A 17,273-nucleotide genomic window follows, 5' to 3' on the forward strand; every position below is an offset into this window, starting at 1 on the left:
CACCCTTAGAATTCCAATCCGCCTTCACGCGCTGCGTCAGCCAGAGCTTTCACACGACCGTGGTATTTAAAACCACTGCGGTCAAAAGCTACCTGAGTGACACCAACTGCCTTAGCGCGCTCTGCAATGAGAGCACCCACAGCTTTAGCTGCTTCAGCGTTACCAGTTTTACCACTGCGCAACTCTTTATCCAGAGTCGAGGCACTCGCGAGAACGCGAGCACCGTCACCAGAAATCAATTGTGCGTAAATATGGCGTGGAGAACGGTGGATCGTTAAACGAGTTGCACCTAATTCACGGATCTTGGCGCGGGCACGGCGTGCACGGCGAAGACGAGTTTGCTTCTTATCGCTCATATCCTAGCCCTACTTCTTCTTAGCTTCTTTACGCAGTACTGTTTCATCCGAGTAGCGAACACCTTTACCTTTATAAGGTTCTGGCTCGCGGAACGCGCGGATTTCTGCAGCAACCTGACCAAGCAATTGCTTGTCAGCTGCCTTCAGTACAATTTCGGTCTGGCTTGGGGTTTCTACCGATACGCCTTGAGGAAGAACGTAGTTAACCGGATGTGAATATCCCAAAGACAGGTTTACAGTATTGCCTTCAGCTTTAACACGGTAACCAACACCAACCAGAGACAGTTTTTTTACAAAACCCTGGCTAACACCAAAAACCATATTATTAACTAGCGCACGGGTAGTGCCTGCTAGTGCATCAGACTGCTTGGCGCCATCGCGCGGAGCAAAAGTGAGCACATTATTTTCGTGCTTAACTTCTACGCTCGCGTTAATTTGCAGCGCCAATGTACCATTGCTGCCTTTAACGGACAGTGACTGTCCGTTAAGAGTGACAGTCACTGCAGCAGGTACTTCAACCGGACTTTTTGCAACTCGTGACATGACGATTTCCCAATTAGAATACTGTGCAGAGGACTTCGCCACCCACGCCAGCGGCGCGTGCAGCACGATCAGTCATTACACCTTTACTGGTAGAGACAATTGCGATACCCAGTCCACCGCGAACGGTAGGCAGGCCAGCTTTACCAGCATAATTACGCAAGCCAGGACGGCTCACACGGTCAAGCTCAACAATAACTGGCTTGCCCTCAAAGTATTTAAGGTCAACAGTCAGCTCTTGCTTGGCGCCTTCGCTCACTGAAAAACCATTAATGTAACCCTCATCAGAGAGTACTTTTGCCACGCTTACTTTCAATTTTGAAGAAGGCATGGTTACAGCTGCTTTACCCACGTTTTGCGCGTTGCGAATGCGGGTCAGCATATCTGCCATTGGATCTTGCATGCTCATCAGATTCTGCTCCTAAAATTAAGCCGAGGCTTACCAGCTGGCCTTAACCAAGCCGGGGACATCACCACGCATGGCTGCTTCGCGCAACTTGTGACGGCACAGGCCGAATTTGCGGTAAACACCATGTGGACGACCAGTCACGCGGCAGCGGTTACGCTGACGTGAAGCACTAGCATCGCGAGGCATTTTTTGCAGTTTGATTTGCGCTTCCCATACTTGCTCTTCAGTAGATGAAGGGCTGACGATTGTCGCTTTCAATTCTGCACGCTTGGCGGCAAATTTTTTCACGGTTTCTGCACGTTTAACTTCGCGTGCGATCATAGATTTTTTAGCCATGACGTCACCTTAGCCTTTGAAAGGGAAGTTAAATGCTTTCAACAGTGCGCGACCTTCATCATCGGTGCGAGCAGTGGTAGTGATACAAATATCAAGACCGCGCAAACGATCTACTTTGTCGTAGTCGATTTCGGGAAAAATAATTTGCTCAGTAACACCCATTGAAAAGTTACCGCGACCATCAAATTGCTTTGGACTAATACCGCGGAAATCGCGAATACGAGGAATAGCAATAGTGATAAGGCGATCCAGAAATTCGTACATACGATCCGAGCGCAGAGTTACTTTGCAACCAATCGGCCAACCATCACGGATTTTAAAGCCCGCGATTGATTTACGTGAGTTGGTTACAACCACTTTCTGACCAGCAATTTTAACCAGATCGTTAACTGCGTTATCCAGAATTTTCTTATCGCCAGTAGCTTCACCCACACCCATGTTCAGGGTGATTTTAGTGATGCGCGGCACTTCCATCACGTTCGCCAAACCCAACTCTTCTTTGAGTTTGGGGGCGAGTTCTTTAACGTAAAGTTCTTTTAGCCTAGCCATGTTTCATTACGCCCCTAGGGTTTCGCCATTGGATTTGAAAACACGAACTTTGTCGCCATTTTCAAGCACTTTGAAACCTACGCGGTCAGCTTTCTTTGTTGCTGGGTTGTATATAGCAACATTTGAAGCATGAATCGCAGCTTCTTTTTCAACGATTCCACCAGCCACACCCAATTGCGGGTTTGGTTTTTGGTGCTTCTTGATCATGTTAATGCCGCTTACAATCAAACGATCTTCAGCCAATACACGTACAACTTTACCGCGCTTGCCTTTGTCACGTCCGGCGATAACAATCACTTCGTCATCACGTTTAATTTTACGCATTTATCTGCCCTCGACTCTTTGGCTCGAAGTGCTTACAGCACTTCTGGAGCCAAAGAAATGATTTTCATAAATTTCTCGCCACGCAACTCACGAGTTACAGGTCCGAAAATACGGGTACCAATCGGAGCATCTTGGTTATTCAGCAGTACGGCAGCATTATCGTCAAACTTGATTAATGAACCGTCTTGACGACGCACGCCTTTTTTGGTGCGTACAACAACTGCCTTCATTACTTGGCCTTTCTTCACCTTGCCGCGAGGAATTGCTTCCTTAACGGTCACTTTGATGATGTCACCAACCGCCGCATAGCGACGGTGAGAGCCGCCAAGAACCTTGATGCACATGACACGGCGAGCACCGCTGTTGTCAGCAACATCTAAGTAGCTTTCTGTTTGAATCATCGTCCGTCTCCGAAACTGACTTACAAAAGCGCGGAAGTCTTAGACTTCTGAGGCGCGCTCTTCAATTTTCACTAAAGACCAGGTCTTGGTTTTCGACAGGGGACGCGACTCAGATACAGTCACAATGTCACCCATCTTGCACTCATTCTTTTCATCGTGAGCGTGAAGCTTGGATGATTTAGTGGTGTATTTACCATAAAGCTCGTGCTTAACACGACGCTCAATCAACACAGTGATGGTTTTATCCATCTTGTCGCTGACAACTTTGCCAGTCAGTGTACGAGCCACTTTAGTTTCTTGAGTCATCGTTACTTACCTGCCTTTTGACTAAGCGCCGTCTTGATGCGAGCGATGTCTTTGCGTGCTTGCGTAAGCAAGTGCGATTGGTTCAATTGACCAGTAGAAGCTTGCATACGCAACTTAAACTGCTCTTTCAATTGTTCCAACAAGACGCCATTCAGCTCTTCGACGGATTTTTCGCGGAGTTCTGAAGCTTTCATCACATCACCGAACGTTTAACAAATGTTGTTGTAATTGGCAATTTAGCCGCAGCAAGGGCGAAGGCTTCACGAGCTAATTCCTCGCTTACACCATCCATCTCATAGAGAACTTTGCCAGGACGAATTTGCGCTACCCAGTACTCCACGCCACCTTTACCGCTACCCATACGAACTTCCAGTGGTTTAGCTGTAATCGGTTTATCGGGGAACACACGGATCCAGATTTTACCGCCACGCTTAACATGACGAGTCATCGCACGACGTGCTGCTTCGATTTGACGCGCAGTAATGCGACCGCGACCAGTTGCTTTCAAGCCAAAATCACCAAAACTAACTTTGGAGCCACGCTGGGCCAGACCGCGGTTGCGGCCTTTCATCTGCTTGCGAAACTTTGTACGCTTAGGTTGTAACATGATGCGTACCCCTTACTTGGATTTAGCGGCTTTTTTCTTGGACGCTGCTTCGGTTTCAGTAACATCACCGATAACTTCGCCTTTGAAAATCCACACTTTCACACCAATGATACCGTAGGTGGTGCTCGCTTCTGCTGTTGCATAATCGATATCTGCACGCAAAGTGTGCAGAGGTACACGACCTTCGCGATACCACTCACTACGAGCGATTTCGGCACCACCCAAGCGGCCACCCACTTGGATTTTGATACCTTCAGCGCCTTGACGCATTGCATTTTGCACCGCGCGCTTCATCGCACGACGGAACATTACACGGCGCTCAAGTTGCTGAGCCACGCCTTGTGCTACTAAAGCTGCATCCAAATCGGGCTTGCGAATCTCTTCAATATTAATATGAACAGGCACGCCCATTTGCTTGCTTACTTCAGCGCGCAACTTATCAACATCTTCACCTTTCTTACCAATCACAATGCCTGGACGGGCAGTGTGGATAGTAATGCGCGCAGTATTAGCGGGGCGTTCGATATCAACGCGGCTAACTGACGCACTGGCGAGTTTGTCCTGAATGTACGCACGTACTTTCAGGTCGATGTTGAGTTTGTCTGCGTAATCGGTGCCATCGGCATACCAAATAGAAGTATGCTTTTTGATGATCCCCAGACGAATACCGTTTGGATGTACTTTCTGACCCATAACGCGCTCTCTTACTTATCGGCTACTTTAACGGTGATATGACAAGTACGCTTTGTAATTCGGTCAGCACGACCCTTCGCACGCGGCTTAATGCGCTTGAGGCTCACACCTTCGTCTACAAAAATCGTTTTTACTTTCAACTCGTCAACATCAGCGCCTTCGTTGTGCTCGGCATTTGCAATTGCAGATTCGAGTACTTTCTTGATGATCTCTGCGCCTTTCTTGGTGCTAAAGGTCAGGATATCAAGCGCGTCTTCAACGCCTTTACCGCGAATTTGATCGGCAACCAAACGCGCTTTTTGCGCCGACAGACGAGCACCGCTTAATTTTGCTGCTACTTCCATCGTATACCTCGATTAGCGTTTTTTCGCTTTCTTATCAGCGGCATGGCCACGATAAGTGCGGGTTGCTGCAAATTCGCCAAGCTTATGGCCAACCATTTCTTCGTTAACCAGGACCGGAACATGCTGACGCCCATTGTGCACAGCCAAAGTCAAACCCACCATTTCCGGCATAATCATGGAACGGCGCGACCAAGTCTTAATTGGACGACGATCATTACTCGCGATCGCAGCTTCGACCTTCTTAATCAGGTGAAGATCGATAAAAGGACCTTTTTTCAGTGAACGTGGCACTGTCTCTTCCTCTATTCAGCTGTTAAGTCGACGCTTATTTCTTATCGCGACGACGAACAATCATGTTATCGGTGCGCTTGTTGCTGCGCGTTTTGTAACCCTTGGTTGGAACGCCCCATGGCGAAACTGGATGACGACCACCAGAGGTACGACCCTCACCACCACCCATTGGGTGATCTACAGGGTTCATCGCAACACCGCGAACAGTAGGACGAATGCCAAGCCAGCGTTTGGCGCCTGCCTTACCCAATGAACGCAAGTTATGTTCACTGTTAGAGACTTCACCCAGAGTTGCGCGACAATCGCTCAACACTTTACGCATTTCACCGCTGCGCAAACGCAAAGTTGCGTAAGCACCGTCGCGCGCCACCAACTGAGCCGAAGCACCAGCAGATCGAGCAACTTGAGCACCTTTACCAGGCTTCAACTCGACGCAGTGAATTACACTACCCAACGGGATGTTACGGATTGGAAGAGCATTACCGACTTTAATAGCAGCGGCATTACCCGACTCAATTTTGTCACCAGCGCTCAGACCTTTGGGCGCAATAATGTAGCGACGCTCACCATCTGCATAACATACAAGCGCGATATAAGCAGTACGATTTGGATCGTACTCAATGCGCTCAACAGTTGCAGGGATGCCGTCTTTATTGCGACGGAAATCAACTACACGGTAATGTTGTTTATGGCCGCCACCAACATGGCGAGTAGTAATGCGACCGGTATTGTTGCGACCACCTGATTTGGATTTTTTATCCAACAGTGGCGCAAAAGGATCACCTTTGTACAAATCCGGATTGACAACTTTTACTACAAAGCGGCGACCTGGAGAGGTTGGTTTACATTTTACAATTGGCATTGCAACAATCCCCTTACTCAGCTACCGCAAAGTCGATTTCTTGACCTTGCTCAAGACGTACATACGCTTTTTTCCAATCGCTTCTCTTGCCGATTCCGTAGCGTGTACGCTTGGTTTTGCCTTTAACGTTCAATACGCGAACTGATTCAACTTTGGCGTTGAACAGCGCTTGAACTGCGGCTTTAATTTCCACTTTATTGGCATCAGCCAATACTTTGAAAACAACTTGATTACCAGTTTCACCGGCTGCAGCTGACTTCTCAGACACCACAGGACCTAGCAACACTTTATAAATGCGTTCTTGGTTCATCCCAGGATCTCCTCAAACTTTTTCAGAGCAGGCACGGTTACAATAACTTTATCGAAACCAATCAAACTGACCGGATCCACACCCTGAACATCAATCACACCAACCTTGTACAGGTTGCGTGAAGCCAGGAACAGATTCTCGCTCATTTCTTCGGTAACAATCAGTGCATCAGTCAGATCAAATTGAGCCAATTTTTGCACCAGAGCCTTGGTTTTGGGCGCATCAACATCAAAGCTTTCAACAACAATCAAACGATTCTGACGATTCAATTCGGACAGAATGCACTGCAGCGCAGCACGGTACATTTTCTTGTTAAGCTTTTGCTCAAAATTGCGTGGCTTAGCAGCAAAAGTTGCACCACCGCCACGCCAAATTGGGCTGCGAATGGTACCAGCACGGGCGCGACCAGTGCCTTTTTGACGCCATGGCTTTTTACCACCACCAGAAACTTCAGCGCGAGTTTTTTGCGCTTTGGTACCCTGACGCGCACCAGCCATGTAAGCAACAACGGCTTGATGAACCAGGTCTTGATTAAACTCTCTACCGAAGGCAACTTCAGATACAGAAACTGTACCCTGGGCACCACCGGGACTAACAATTTTTAATTCCATGGTCGATTCCCCTCGGATACTTAACCGTTAGTGCGCGCTTTAACAGCAGGACGCACAATAACGTCGCCACCTGGAGCACCAGGAATAGCACCCTTAACAAGAAGCAGATTGCGCTCAGCATCGACACGAACGATCTCAAGGTTTTGAACGGTTACACGCTCAGCACCCATATGACCAGCCATTTTCTTGCCTTTGAATACGCGACCTGGAGATTGACACTGGCCGATAGAACCCAGCACACGGTGCGAACGGGAGTTACCGTGAGTCGCATCTTGCATACCGAAATTCCAGCGCTTGATGCCGCCAGCAAAACCTTTACCTTTAGATGTGCCGGTTACATCAATTATTTGACCTGCAGAGAAAGACTCGACAGTAATTGTTGCACCAACTTCGAAAGCTTCTTGAGCTTCGTTACGCAATTCCCAAACACCACGACCCGCTTCAACATTAGCTTTAGCGAAATGACCGGCTTCGGACTTGGTAACACGGGAGGCACGACGAGTACCAATAGTTACCTGCACAGCAGAGTAGCCATCAGTATCAACGCTTTTAACCTGAGTAATGCGATTAGGCTCAACCTCGATCACAGACACAGGAATGGAAACACCATCATCGGTAAATACACGAGTCATACCGCTTTTGCGGCCGACAATACCAATCGTCATTTTACTAACCTCTTAGTGTACGGGGCTTTTACCCGCTATGGCCGCCCATTTCAGAGCGTTACACAGTTCGGACACCCAGTGCGCCCGAACCTTAAACATTTACTTAGCCGAGACTAATTTGAACCTCAACACCAGCAGCCAAATCCAGCTTCATAAGTGCATCAACAGTTTTTTCAGTAGGCTCAACAATATCCAGCAAACGCTTATGTGTACGGATCTCGTATTGATCGCGCGCGTCTTTATTAACGTGCGGAGAAATCAATACAGTGAAGCGCTCTTTACGAGTCGGCAGCGGAATCGGACCGCGCACTTGAGCACCTGTACGCTTTGCTGTTTCAACGATCTCTTGAGTAGAGGCGTCAATAAGCTTGTGATCAAAAGCCTTCAGGCGAATTCTAATGCGTTGATTCTGCATGTGAACCAAACTCCAATTGTTTGTTTTAAAGAACTTCCAATGCGCTAGGATAAAGTACCCCGGCAAAAGGAGGCGCAATTCTAAGGGCGGATTTATGACCTGTCAACAAATAAACAACAAAAGAACTGTTTATTGATCAACCAATCAGAACCACTACCCACCAAAATAAAAAGCGGGCCACAAGGGCCCGCTTTTTACCAAATACTTATTACTGAATGATTTTGGCTACAACGCCAGCACCAACAGTACGACCACCTTCACGGATAGCAAAACGCAAACCATCTTCCATCGCGATTGGGTGAATCAAGGTAACAACCATTTTAATGTTGTCGCCTGGCATTACCATTTCTACGCCTTCCGGCAATTCCACCGCACCAGTTACGTCAGTGGTACGGAAGTAGAACTGTGGACGGTAACCTTTAAAGAATGGAGTGTGACGACCACCCTCTTCTTTAGACAATACGTACACTTCTGATTCAAACTTGGTGTGTGGAGTCACTGAACCTGGCTTACACAGAACTTGACCACGCTCAACGTCATCACGCTTGGTACCACGCAACAGAACACCAACGTTCTCACCGGCACGACCTTCGTCGAGCAGCTTGCGGAACATTTCAACACCAGTACAGGTGGTTTTTACAGTGTCTTTCAGACCAACGATAGCGATCTCTTCACCCACTTTAACAACACCACGCTCTACACGACCAGTTACCACTGTACCGCGACCAGAGATAGAGAACACATCTTCTACTGGCATCAGGAATGGCTGATCGATAGCACGCACTGGCTCAGGAATGTAGCTGTCCAAGGACTCAACCAGTTTACGTACCGCAGAGGTACCCAAACCGTTTTCATCTTCACCGTTCAACGCCATCAGCGCAGAACCAGCAATAATCGGGGTGTCATCACCAGGGAAGTCATAGGTAGACAGCAGCTCACGCAGCTCCATTTCTACCAATTCCAACATTTCGTTGTACTCTTCAGTGCCTACACCACCACAGTCTTCCGCCAACAAGTCAGCCTTGTTCAGGAATACCACGATGTAAGGAACACCTACCTGGCGAGACAGCAGGATGTGCTCACGAGTTTGCGGCATTGGACCATCAGTTGCACCACACACCAGGATTGCACCATCCATCTGGGCAGCACCGGTGATCATGTTCTTCACATAGTCGGCGTGGCCTGGGCAGTCAACGTGCGCATAGTGGCGAGTTGGTGAGTCATATTCCACGTGAGAGGTATTAATGGTAATACCACGCGCCTTTTCTTCAGGTGCGTTATCGATACCATCATAACCAACAAACGCGCCACCCCAGCTTTCTGCACAAACGCGAGTCAGCGCTGCAGTCAGAGTGGTTTTACCGTGGTCAACGTGACCAATGGTGCCCACGTTGACGTGGGGCTTGTTACGTTCAAACTTCTCTTTAGCCACTTTTCAATTCCTCTATGTAGATGAAATATCGAAACTATTCTTCGTCTCTTTGCACTCTGCCCTTCGCAATAAACTCTTCAGCCACATTGCGAGGAGCCTCCTGATACTTCAAAAATTCCATGGTATAGGTTGCTCGCCCTTGGGTGGCAGAGCGCAGCGAGGTGGCGTAGCCAAACATTTCAGCCAACGGCACCTCCGCATCAATTACCTTACCCATCGGACTTTCATCCATACCCAGAATCATGCCGCGACGACGATTGAGATCGCCAACCACATCACCCATGTTGGCCTCTGGTGTAACCACCTCAACCTTCATAATTGGCTCCAGCAGTACCGCGCCACCTTTTTGAGCCAGCTTCTTGGTCGCCATAGATGCAGCAATCTTAAATGCCATCTCTGACGAATCAACATCATGATAGGAGCCGTCAAACACAACCGCTTTTAAACCTAACAGAGGGTAGCCAGCCAGCACGCCATTTTGCATCTGCTCAGCGATACCCTTTTGAATTGCCGGTATAAATTCCTTTGGAACCACACCACCAATTACTTCATTAACAAATTCCAAACCTTCTGCACTTTCATCAGCACCGGGAGAGAAACGAATCCAACAGTGCCCATATTGGCCACGACCACCAGATTGACGAACAAACTTGCCCTCAATCTCACAAGTATTACGAATTGCCTCACGATAAGCCACCTGGGGCTTTCCTATATTGGCTTCGACACCAAACTCGCGGCGCATGCGATCAACAATAATGTCGAGATGCAACTCACCCATCCCACCAATGATTGTTTGGCCCGTCTCCTCATCAGTACGCACACGAAAGGAAGGATCCTCTTGCGCCAACTTACCCAGAGCGACACCCATTTTTTCCTGATCTGCTTTGGTTTTCGGCTCAACCGCGACATGAATCACAGGCTCCGGAAAGTCCATACGCTCAAGAATAATGACATCATCCAGCGCACATAAGGTGTCACCAGTAGTACAGTCTTTAAAACCTATGCCAGCAGCAATATCACCTGCTAACACCTCTTTAATCTCTTGGCGCTGGTTAGCATGCATTTGCACCATACGACCAACACGCTCTTTTTTACCTTTTACCGAATTTAAGACCATATCGCCTGACTGCAGCGTCCCGGAATAAACACGAAAGAAAGTCAACGTCCCCACAAAAGGATCCGTAGCAATCTTAAAAGCCAACGCAGAGAAGGGCTCATCATCACTCGCCTTGCGAGTAGCAATGGTCTCACCATCCTCTAACACACCCTCAATAGCCTTAACTTCGGTTGGGGCCGGTAAATAATCGATAACCGCATCAAGCATTGCTTGAACGCCTTTATTTTTAAAAGCCGAGCCACCAATAACAGGAATAATCTCATTCGCCAAGGTTCGCGCACGGATTCCCGCTTTAATTTCCTCTTCGGTCAGTTCTTCGCCGCCCAAATATTTTTCCATCAATTCTTCACTGGACTCAGCGGCGGACTCGATTAAAAACTCACGCATTTTTTCGCAAGTTGCCTGCAGCTCCGCGGGAATCTCCTCATAGCTGAAGGTCATACCCTGATCTTCTTCATTCCAGATAATGGCGCGCATCTTAACCAGATCGACCACACCACGAAACTCATCCTCCGCACCAATAGTCATCTGCAGCGGAACCGGGTTAGCCCCCAAACGGGACTTCAGCTGCTCGACCACACGCATGTAGCTAGCACCGGTACGATCCATTTTGTTCACAAATACAATACGCGGAACTTCATATTTGTTTGCTTGACGCCACACAGTTTCGGTTTGCGGCTGCACCCCCGAAGAACCACACAGCACCACTACAGCACCATCCAACACACGCAGAGAGCGCTCCACTTCAATAGTGAAGTCAACATGCCCAGGCGTATCAATTACATTAATGCGATGCTCATCAAATTGGCCCGCCATTCCTTTCCAGAATGTAGTCACAGCAGCGGAAGTAATAGTGATGCCGCGCTCTTGCTCTTGCACCATCCAGTCGGTAGTTGCTGCGCCGTCATGGACCTCACCAATTTTGTGAGACAAGCCGGTATAAAATAATACGCGCTCTGTAGTTGTCGTTTTACCCGCATCAACGTGAGCGCAGATGCCAATATTACGATAGCGTGCGATTGGAGTTTTACGTGCCACTACTCTATTCCCCGATTAGCTATTCACTATAAAAGCAAAGGCAGCCTTGCTGCCTTTGCTTTTCACAGGAAGTTTGAAGCCACACAGCCTTAGAAACGGAAGTGAGAGAACGCCTTGTTCGCTTCTGCCATGCGGTGAACGTCTTCACGCTTCTTAACCGCAGCACCTTTACCCTGTGCAGCATCCATCAACTCACCCGCCAAACGCGCAGGCATTGATTTCTCACCACGCTTACGCGAGTAATCCACCAACCAACGCATTGCCAGAGCGGTACGGCGAGAAGCACGAACCTCAACTGGAACTTGGTAAGTTGCACCACCCACACGGCGAGATTTAACCTCAACCAGCGGAGCGATATTTTCGAGGGCCTCGGAGAAAACCTCCAGAGGATCACGATTCAATTTGGTTTTAACGATATCCATCGCGCCATAAATAATGCGCTCTGCTACCGACTTCTTACCACTAATCATTACGTGGTTCATAAATTTCGCCAGAGTCACGTTACCGTATTTTGGATCCGGCAGCGTGTCGCGTTTGGCGACGACTCGTCTTCTTGGCATGTCAAAAGCCTCTCTTCAGGAATTTTCCAAGACAACACTAAAAACCCAATTGTTTTAAGTTTGCTTGGCCTTACTCGGTGGTAAACCGAAAACATTAACGCACTAAATGCAAATGGCGGATAAAACACCCGCCCGCAAGCATTACTTAGGACGTTTTGCACCGTACTTGGAGCGACCTTGTCTACGCTTGGCAACACCGGAAGTATCCAGTGAACCGCGTACAGTGTGGTAACGCACACCCGGCAAGTCTTTTACACGACCGCCACGGATCAGCACCACGCTGTGCTCTTGCAAGTTATGGCCTTCACCGCCGATATAGGAAGACACCTCAAAGCCATTAGTCAAACGAACACGGCATACTTTACGCAATGCTGAGTTTGGCTTTTTAGGTGTAGTCGTATAAACGCGAGTGCAAACACCGCGTCTTTGCGGATTGCCTTGCAGAGCAGGAACATCGCTCTTGTCTACGATACGTTTTCTTGGCTTACGAACCAACTGATTGATCGTCGGCATGAAAACTAACTCCATAGATAAAAAACGCCTTTATTAACAAAGGCAAGGTTAAGAAAGCGGACGAGCCCGATTGGCATAGCCCAGCTTCCCACTCAGGAAAAAGTGGGTGGCGCATTGTAAAGATGCACTTCCCCACCGTCAAGGCAAAGTCCGCTTATTTACTGGCCAACACATAAATCTAGCCGATAAAAAAGCAAGACTGACATTGTCAGTCTTGCTTGGGATAGAGCCCCGGAGCACACAAGATGCGCCCCATTAATCAAGCATTAGCCAATGCTTGATTTCAATGCTTCGGTTAATGCTGCTTCAACATCTTCAGCACTCACACCCACATCGTGTACTTGAGCAGCTTCGCGGCGGCGTTTGCGATCTGAGTGATAGGCCAAACCTGTACCAGCCGGAATCAATCGACCAACCACCACGTTCTCTTTCAAACCGCGCAACGCATCTTTCTTTCCGGTTACTGCTGCTTCGGTAAGAACACGTGTTGTCTCTTGGAAAGAGGCAGCCGAAATAAACGATTCTGTCGCCAGAGATGCCTTGGTAATCCCGAGCAATTGACGCTCGTAATTTGCAGGCTGGCGAGCTTCAGCACGCAGCTTTTCGTTTTCTTCCAGCAGTTGGTTATATTCAACTTGCTCGCCTTTAACGAAGGTTGAATCGCCCATGGTGGTAATTTCAACTTTACGCAACATTTGACGCACAATGGTCTCAATGTGCTTGTCGTTGATTTTCACCCCCTGCAAGCGGTAAACATCCTGAATTTCGTTAGTAATATAACGAGCTAGAGCCTCAACACCTTGCAGGCGCAAAATATCGTGCGGATTGCTTGGACCATCAGATACAACTTCACCCTTGGCAACCATCTCCCCCTCAAACACAGTCAGCTGACGGTGTTTTGGGATCAACACTTCGTAGTGGGTTGAACCATCTGGCAGAAGCTGTCCATCCACAGGCGTAATAATCAAGCGACGCTTGCCCTTGGTTTCTTTACCGAAGCTCACGGTACCGGAAATTTCCGCCAGGATTGACGGCTCTTTCGGGCGACGAGCTTCGAACAGGTCAGCAACGCGCGGCAGACCACCGGTGATGTCGCGAGTCTTGGAACCCTCTTGCGGGATACGAGCAATAATGTCACCAACATTAATGATGTCATGATTGTTGATGCTCAAAATCGCCTTAGCTGGCAACATGTAATGCGCGGGTACATTGGTATTGGCCAGGAACAACTCTTTACCTTTGCTATCAACCAAGGTTACTGCAGGGCGCAAATCCTTACCCGCAGATGGGCGCTCAGCAGGATCCAACACCTCAATCGAACTCAGGCCAGTCAATTCATCAGTCTGACGACGAATAGAAAGACCATCTTCCATACCAGAGAAGGCAACAGTACCTGCCACTTCCGATACGATGGGGTGAGTATGCGGATCCCATTTAGCGATAACTTGGCCACCTTTAACTGCCTCGCCATCCTTAACGGTGATTAATGCACCATAAGGGATCTTGTAACGCTCGCGCTCGCGACCACTGGCATCAGCAATTGCCAACTCACCCGAACGAGATACAGCAACCAAGTTGCCTGCAGGGTTACTAACAACTTTAACGTTGAGTAAACGTACAGTACCTTCTTGTTTTACCTGCACGCTATCGGCAGCAGACGCTCGCGATGCCGCACCGCCAATGTGGAATGTACGCATTGTCAGCTGGGTGCCTGGCTCACCGATTGACTGAGCAGCAATAACACCAACCGCCTCACCCACATTGACGCGATGACCACGAGCCAAGTCGCGACCATAACACATAGAACAGATGCCACTGCGCGCCTCACAGGTAATCGGTGAGCGAACAAGAACCTCATCGATCCCCATTGCTTCAACGCGCTCGACCCAAGCTTCATCAATCATGGTGCCAGCAGGAACCAGAATCTCATCAGTACCAGGGCGAATCACATCGCGCGCGATAATACGACCGAGGATACGATCACCCAGCGATTCGATAACATCACCACCTTCGATTACTGGTGACATGGTCAAACCTTCATCGGTACCACAATCCTGCATGGTCACCACCAAATCCTGCGCCACATCAACCAAACGACGGGTCAAGTAACCGGAGTTGGCTGTCTTCAATGCGGTATCCGCCAAACCTTTACGCGCACCGTGCGTAGAAATAAAGTACTGAAGTACGTTCAAGCCTTCGCGGAAGTTTGCCTTAATGGGGGTCTCAATGATCGAGCCATCAGGACGCGCCATCAAACCACGCATACCCGCCAACTGACGAATCTGTGCGGGCGAACCACGCGCACCTGAGTCGGCGTACATAAATACGGAGTTGAATGAAGGCTGTAATTCTTCAACGCCATCACGGTTGATAACAGCTTCTTTAGAAATACCTTCCATCATCGATTTGGCAACTAAATCGTTAGCACGAGACCAAATATCGATGACCTTGTTGTATTTCTCGCCCTGAGTCACCAGACCAGAGGCGTATTGAGTTTCGATTTCTTTCACTTCTGCATCAGCGCGACCAATGATCTCAGCCTTGGCAGCAGGAATAGTAAAGTCGTTAACACCAATAGAGGAGCCTGACTTGGTAGAGAAGTCATAGCCCATGTACATCAAGCGGTCAGCAAAAATAACCGTAGCCTTCAGTCCCACTACGCGATAGCAGTAGTTGATAACCGCAGAGATGGCTTTCTTAACCATTGGGCGGTTGATCATTTCCAGCGGGATGCCAGGCGGAACAATTTCCCACAGCAATACGCGGCCAACGGTAGTTTCTACCAGTTTGGTTTCACTGGTTCTTTCGCCTTCAGCACCAATCAGTGTTTCAACCAAACGCACTTTGATGCGCGCTTGCAGGTCAACTTGTTTGGAGTAATAAGCACGTGATACTTCTGCAGTATCTGCAAAAATCATGTTTTCGCCTTTGGCATTAACACGATCACGAGTCATCCAGTACAAGCCCAATACCACGTCTTGCGAAGGAACGATGATGGGCTCACCTGATGCGGGTGACAGGATGTTGTTGGTAGACATCATCAATGCGCGCGCTTCCAACTGAGCTTCAATAGTCAGTGGAACGTGAACTGCCATTTGGTCACCGTCGAAATCCGCGTTATACGCAGAGCAGACGAGCGGGTGCAGCTGGATTGCCTTACCTTCAATCAGTACTGGCTCAAACGCCTGGATACCAAGACGGTGAAGTGTTGGTGCACGGTTCAGGAGCACAGGATGCTCGCGGATTACTTCGTCGAGGATATCCCAAACGACAGCCTCTTCGCGCTCAACCATTTTCTTGGCGGCTTTAATCGTGGTCGCCAAACCGCGCAATTCAAGCTTGCTGAAAATAAATGGCTTGAACAATTCCAAGGCCATTTTCTTCGGCAGGCCGCACTGATGCAAACGCAGGGTTGGACCTACCACAATTACCGAACGACCGGAGTAGTCAACGCGCTTACCGAGCAGGTTTTGACGGAAACGACCTTGCTTACCTTTGATCATGTCTGCCAACGATTTCAGCGGACGCTTGTTCGAACCGGTGATCGCACGACCACGGCGACCGTTATCCAGCAACGCATCTACCGCTTCTTGCAGCATACGCTTTTCGTTGCGCACGATAATGTCCGGCGCATTCAGATCCAACAGACGCTTCAAACGGTTGTTACGGTTGATTACGCGACGGTACAAATCGTTCAGGTCGGAAGTCGCAAAGCGGCCGCCGTCCAGTGGAACCAATGGACGCAGATCTGGCGGCAATACCGGCAACACTTCCATCACCATCCACTCAGGCTTGTTGCCAGAGAAGAAGAATGCCTCCAACAGCTTCAGGCGTTTGGAGTATTTTTTGATTTTGGTTTCGCTGGTGGTATTTGGAATTTCTTCGCGCAGGCGTTGAATTTCTGATTCCAGATCAATAGCACGCATCAAGGTCTGAATCGCTTCAGCACCCATTTGCGCTTCGAATTCGTCACCGAACTCTTCCATGGCTTCGAAGTATTGCTCGTCAGAGAGCAATTGACCGCGCTCCAGCGTAGTCATACCTGGCTCGGTCACTACATAGGATTCAAAATACAATACACGCTCGATATCACGCAGGGTCATATCCAGCAACAAACCAATACGGCTCGGCAGTGATTTCAGGAACCAAATATGTGCAACCGGGCTAGCCAGTTCGATGTGGCCCATACGCTCACGACGCACTTTAGCCAAGGTCACTTCAACACCGCACTTCTCACAGATAATGCCACGGTGCTTCATACGCTTGTACTTGCCGCACAAGCATTCGTAATCTTTTACCGGGCCAAAGATCTTGGCGCAGAATAGACCTTCACGCTCAGGCTTGAAGGTACGATAGTTGATGGTCTCTGGCTTTTTCACTTCGCCAAACGACCAGGAACGAATCATTTCAGGTGATGCCAAGCTAATACGAATAGAGTCGAATTCTTCGACCTGTCCCTGGGACTTGAGTAAATTCAGTAAGTCTTTCAAGGCGCTTTCTCCTGTTGGCTCCAAGGGAGCTTTCATTAAACTTCTAGGCAAATTCTTGTCGGCACTGCTGCCGGGAACACAACACGGCAACAGGCATCAGTGCC

At 48.8% G+C, this 17,273-nt stretch carries 23 protein-coding genes; all 23 read right to left on the bottom strand.

The genetic code is table 11. The annotated features are described in order from the left end of the window. Positions 1-5: 5 nt before the first annotated feature. The 23 genes from rplR to rpoC all read right to left on the bottom strand — a co-directional run bounded on the left by rplR (position 6) and on the right by rpoC (position 17,169). Positions 6-356: a 50S ribosomal protein L18 gene (gene rplR, locus D0B88_RS00845; protein ID WP_151054366.1), complete on the bottom strand. Its 351-nt coding sequence runs from the start codon at positions 354-356 to the stop codon at positions 6-8. Between the two features lie 9 nt (positions 357-365). After that, positions 366-899: a 50S ribosomal protein L6 gene (gene rplF, locus D0B88_RS00850; RefSeq protein WP_007644487.1), complete on the bottom strand. Its 534-nt coding sequence runs from the start codon at positions 897-899 to the stop codon at positions 366-368. Positions 900-912: 13 nt separating this feature from the next. Next, positions 913-1,305, bottom strand: a complete 393-nt coding sequence (gene rpsH / locus D0B88_RS00855) for a 30S ribosomal protein S8 (RefSeq protein ID WP_007644485.1) — start codon at positions 1,303-1,305, stop codon at positions 913-915. A 30-nt stretch (positions 1,306-1,335) separates the two neighbouring features. Beyond that, positions 1,336-1,641, bottom strand: a complete 306-nt coding sequence (gene rpsN, locus D0B88_RS00860) for a 30S ribosomal protein S14 (RefSeq protein ID WP_007644484.1) — start codon at positions 1,639-1,641, stop codon at positions 1,336-1,338. A gap of 9 nt (positions 1,642-1,650) precedes the next feature. After that, positions 1,651-2,190 carry a 50S ribosomal protein L5 gene (gene rplE / locus D0B88_RS00865; RefSeq protein WP_078045163.1) on the bottom strand — a complete coding sequence of 180 codons (540 nt, stop codon included), beginning with the start codon at positions 2,188-2,190 and terminating at the stop codon, positions 1,651-1,653. Between the two features lie 6 nt (positions 2,191-2,196). Next, positions 2,197-2,514, bottom strand: a complete 318-nt coding sequence (gene rplX / locus D0B88_RS00870; protein ID WP_007644482.1) for a 50S ribosomal protein L24 — start codon at positions 2,512-2,514, stop codon at positions 2,197-2,199. 32 nt (positions 2,515-2,546) lie between these two features. Further along, the gene (gene rplN / locus D0B88_RS00875; RefSeq protein ID WP_007644480.1) at positions 2,547-2,915 is read right to left on the bottom strand and encodes a 50S ribosomal protein L14; all 369 of its coding nucleotides are present in this window, start codon (positions 2,913-2,915) and stop codon (positions 2,547-2,549) included. 39 nt (positions 2,916-2,954) lie between these two features. Next, complete coding sequence (gene rpsQ, locus D0B88_RS00880) at positions 2,955-3,221, bottom strand: 30S ribosomal protein S17 (protein ID WP_007644469.1); 267 nt, start codon at positions 3,219-3,221, stop codon at positions 2,955-2,957. 2 nt (positions 3,222-3,223) lie between these two features. Further along, positions 3,224-3,415 (bottom strand): 50S ribosomal protein L29, encoded by a 192-nt coding sequence (rpmC, locus tag D0B88_RS00885; protein WP_007644466.1) that lies wholly within the window; start codon positions 3,413-3,415, stop codon positions 3,224-3,226. Continuing rightward, positions 3,415-3,828, bottom strand: a complete 414-nt coding sequence (rplP, locus tag D0B88_RS00890; RefSeq protein WP_039912571.1) for a 50S ribosomal protein L16 — start codon at positions 3,826-3,828, stop codon at positions 3,415-3,417. Before rplP ends, rpmC begins: the two co-directional genes overlap by 1 nt. Before the next feature lie 12 nt (positions 3,829-3,840). After that, positions 3,841-4,521: a 30S ribosomal protein S3 gene (gene rpsC, locus D0B88_RS00895; RefSeq protein WP_078045161.1), complete on the bottom strand. Its 681-nt coding sequence runs from the start codon at positions 4,519-4,521 to the stop codon at positions 3,841-3,843. Positions 4,522-4,532: 11 nt separating this feature from the next. Beyond that, a complete protein-coding gene (gene rplV / locus D0B88_RS00900) occupies positions 4,533-4,865 on the bottom strand; it encodes a 50S ribosomal protein L22 (RefSeq protein ID WP_151054368.1) in 333 nt (110 codons plus the stop codon). 12 nt (positions 4,866-4,877) lie between these two features. Then, entirely contained in the window at positions 4,878-5,156 is a 279-nt protein-coding gene (rpsS, locus tag D0B88_RS00905; protein WP_039912567.1) for a 30S ribosomal protein S19, read from the bottom strand. 34 nt (positions 5,157-5,190) lie between these two features. Beyond that, entirely contained in the window at positions 5,191-6,018 is an 828-nt protein-coding gene (gene rplB / locus D0B88_RS00910) for a 50S ribosomal protein L2 (protein ID WP_007644461.1), read from the bottom strand. Positions 6,019-6,031: 13 nt separating this feature from the next. Beyond that, a complete protein-coding gene (rplW, locus tag D0B88_RS00915) occupies positions 6,032-6,328 on the bottom strand; it encodes a 50S ribosomal protein L23 (protein WP_040393166.1) in 297 nt (98 codons plus the stop codon). Next, positions 6,325-6,939 carry a 50S ribosomal protein L4 gene (rplD, locus tag D0B88_RS00920; RefSeq protein WP_007644458.1) on the bottom strand — a complete coding sequence of 205 codons (615 nt, stop codon included), beginning with the start codon at positions 6,937-6,939 and terminating at the stop codon, positions 6,325-6,327. The genes rplW and rplD overlap by 4 nt, the downstream gene beginning before the upstream one ends. Positions 6,940-6,959: 20 nt before the next feature. Beyond that, positions 6,960-7,604 (bottom strand): 50S ribosomal protein L3, encoded by a 645-nt coding sequence (gene rplC / locus D0B88_RS00925; RefSeq protein ID WP_007644457.1) that lies wholly within the window; start codon positions 7,602-7,604, stop codon positions 6,960-6,962. A 103-nt stretch (positions 7,605-7,707) separates the two neighbouring features. After that, entirely contained in the window at positions 7,708-8,019 is a 312-nt protein-coding gene (rpsJ, locus tag D0B88_RS00930; RefSeq protein WP_007644456.1) for a 30S ribosomal protein S10, read from the bottom strand. 208 nt (positions 8,020-8,227) lie between these two features. Then, positions 8,228-9,451 carry an elongation factor Tu gene (gene tuf, locus D0B88_RS00935; protein ID WP_007644455.1) on the bottom strand — a complete coding sequence of 408 codons (1,224 nt, stop codon included), beginning with the start codon at positions 9,449-9,451 and terminating at the stop codon, positions 8,228-8,230. Between the two features lie 34 nt (positions 9,452-9,485). Next, positions 9,486-11,606: an elongation factor G gene (gene fusA / locus D0B88_RS00940; protein WP_151054370.1), complete on the bottom strand. Its 2,121-nt coding sequence runs from the start codon at positions 11,604-11,606 to the stop codon at positions 9,486-9,488. Positions 11,607-11,695: 89 nt separating this feature from the next. After that, positions 11,696-12,166, bottom strand: coding sequence for a 30S ribosomal protein S7 (rpsG, locus tag D0B88_RS00945; protein WP_007644453.1), 471 nt, complete (start codon positions 12,164-12,166; stop codon positions 11,696-11,698). Positions 12,167-12,307: 141 nt separating this feature from the next. Further along, positions 12,308-12,679 (bottom strand): 30S ribosomal protein S12, encoded by a 372-nt coding sequence (rpsL, locus tag D0B88_RS00950; RefSeq protein ID WP_040393161.1) that lies wholly within the window; start codon positions 12,677-12,679, stop codon positions 12,308-12,310. 266 nt (positions 12,680-12,945) lie between these two features. Further along, positions 12,946-17,169 carry a DNA-directed RNA polymerase subunit beta' gene (rpoC, locus tag D0B88_RS00955; RefSeq protein WP_040393159.1) on the bottom strand — a complete coding sequence of 1,408 codons (4,224 nt, stop codon included), beginning with the start codon at positions 17,167-17,169 and terminating at the stop codon, positions 12,946-12,948. Positions 17,170-17,273: the final 104 nt, after the last annotated feature.

It is taken from the genome of Cellvibrio sp. KY-YJ-3 (genome assembly GCF_008806955.1).
Classification (GTDB): Bacteria; Pseudomonadota; Gammaproteobacteria; order Pseudomonadales; family Cellvibrionaceae; genus Cellvibrio.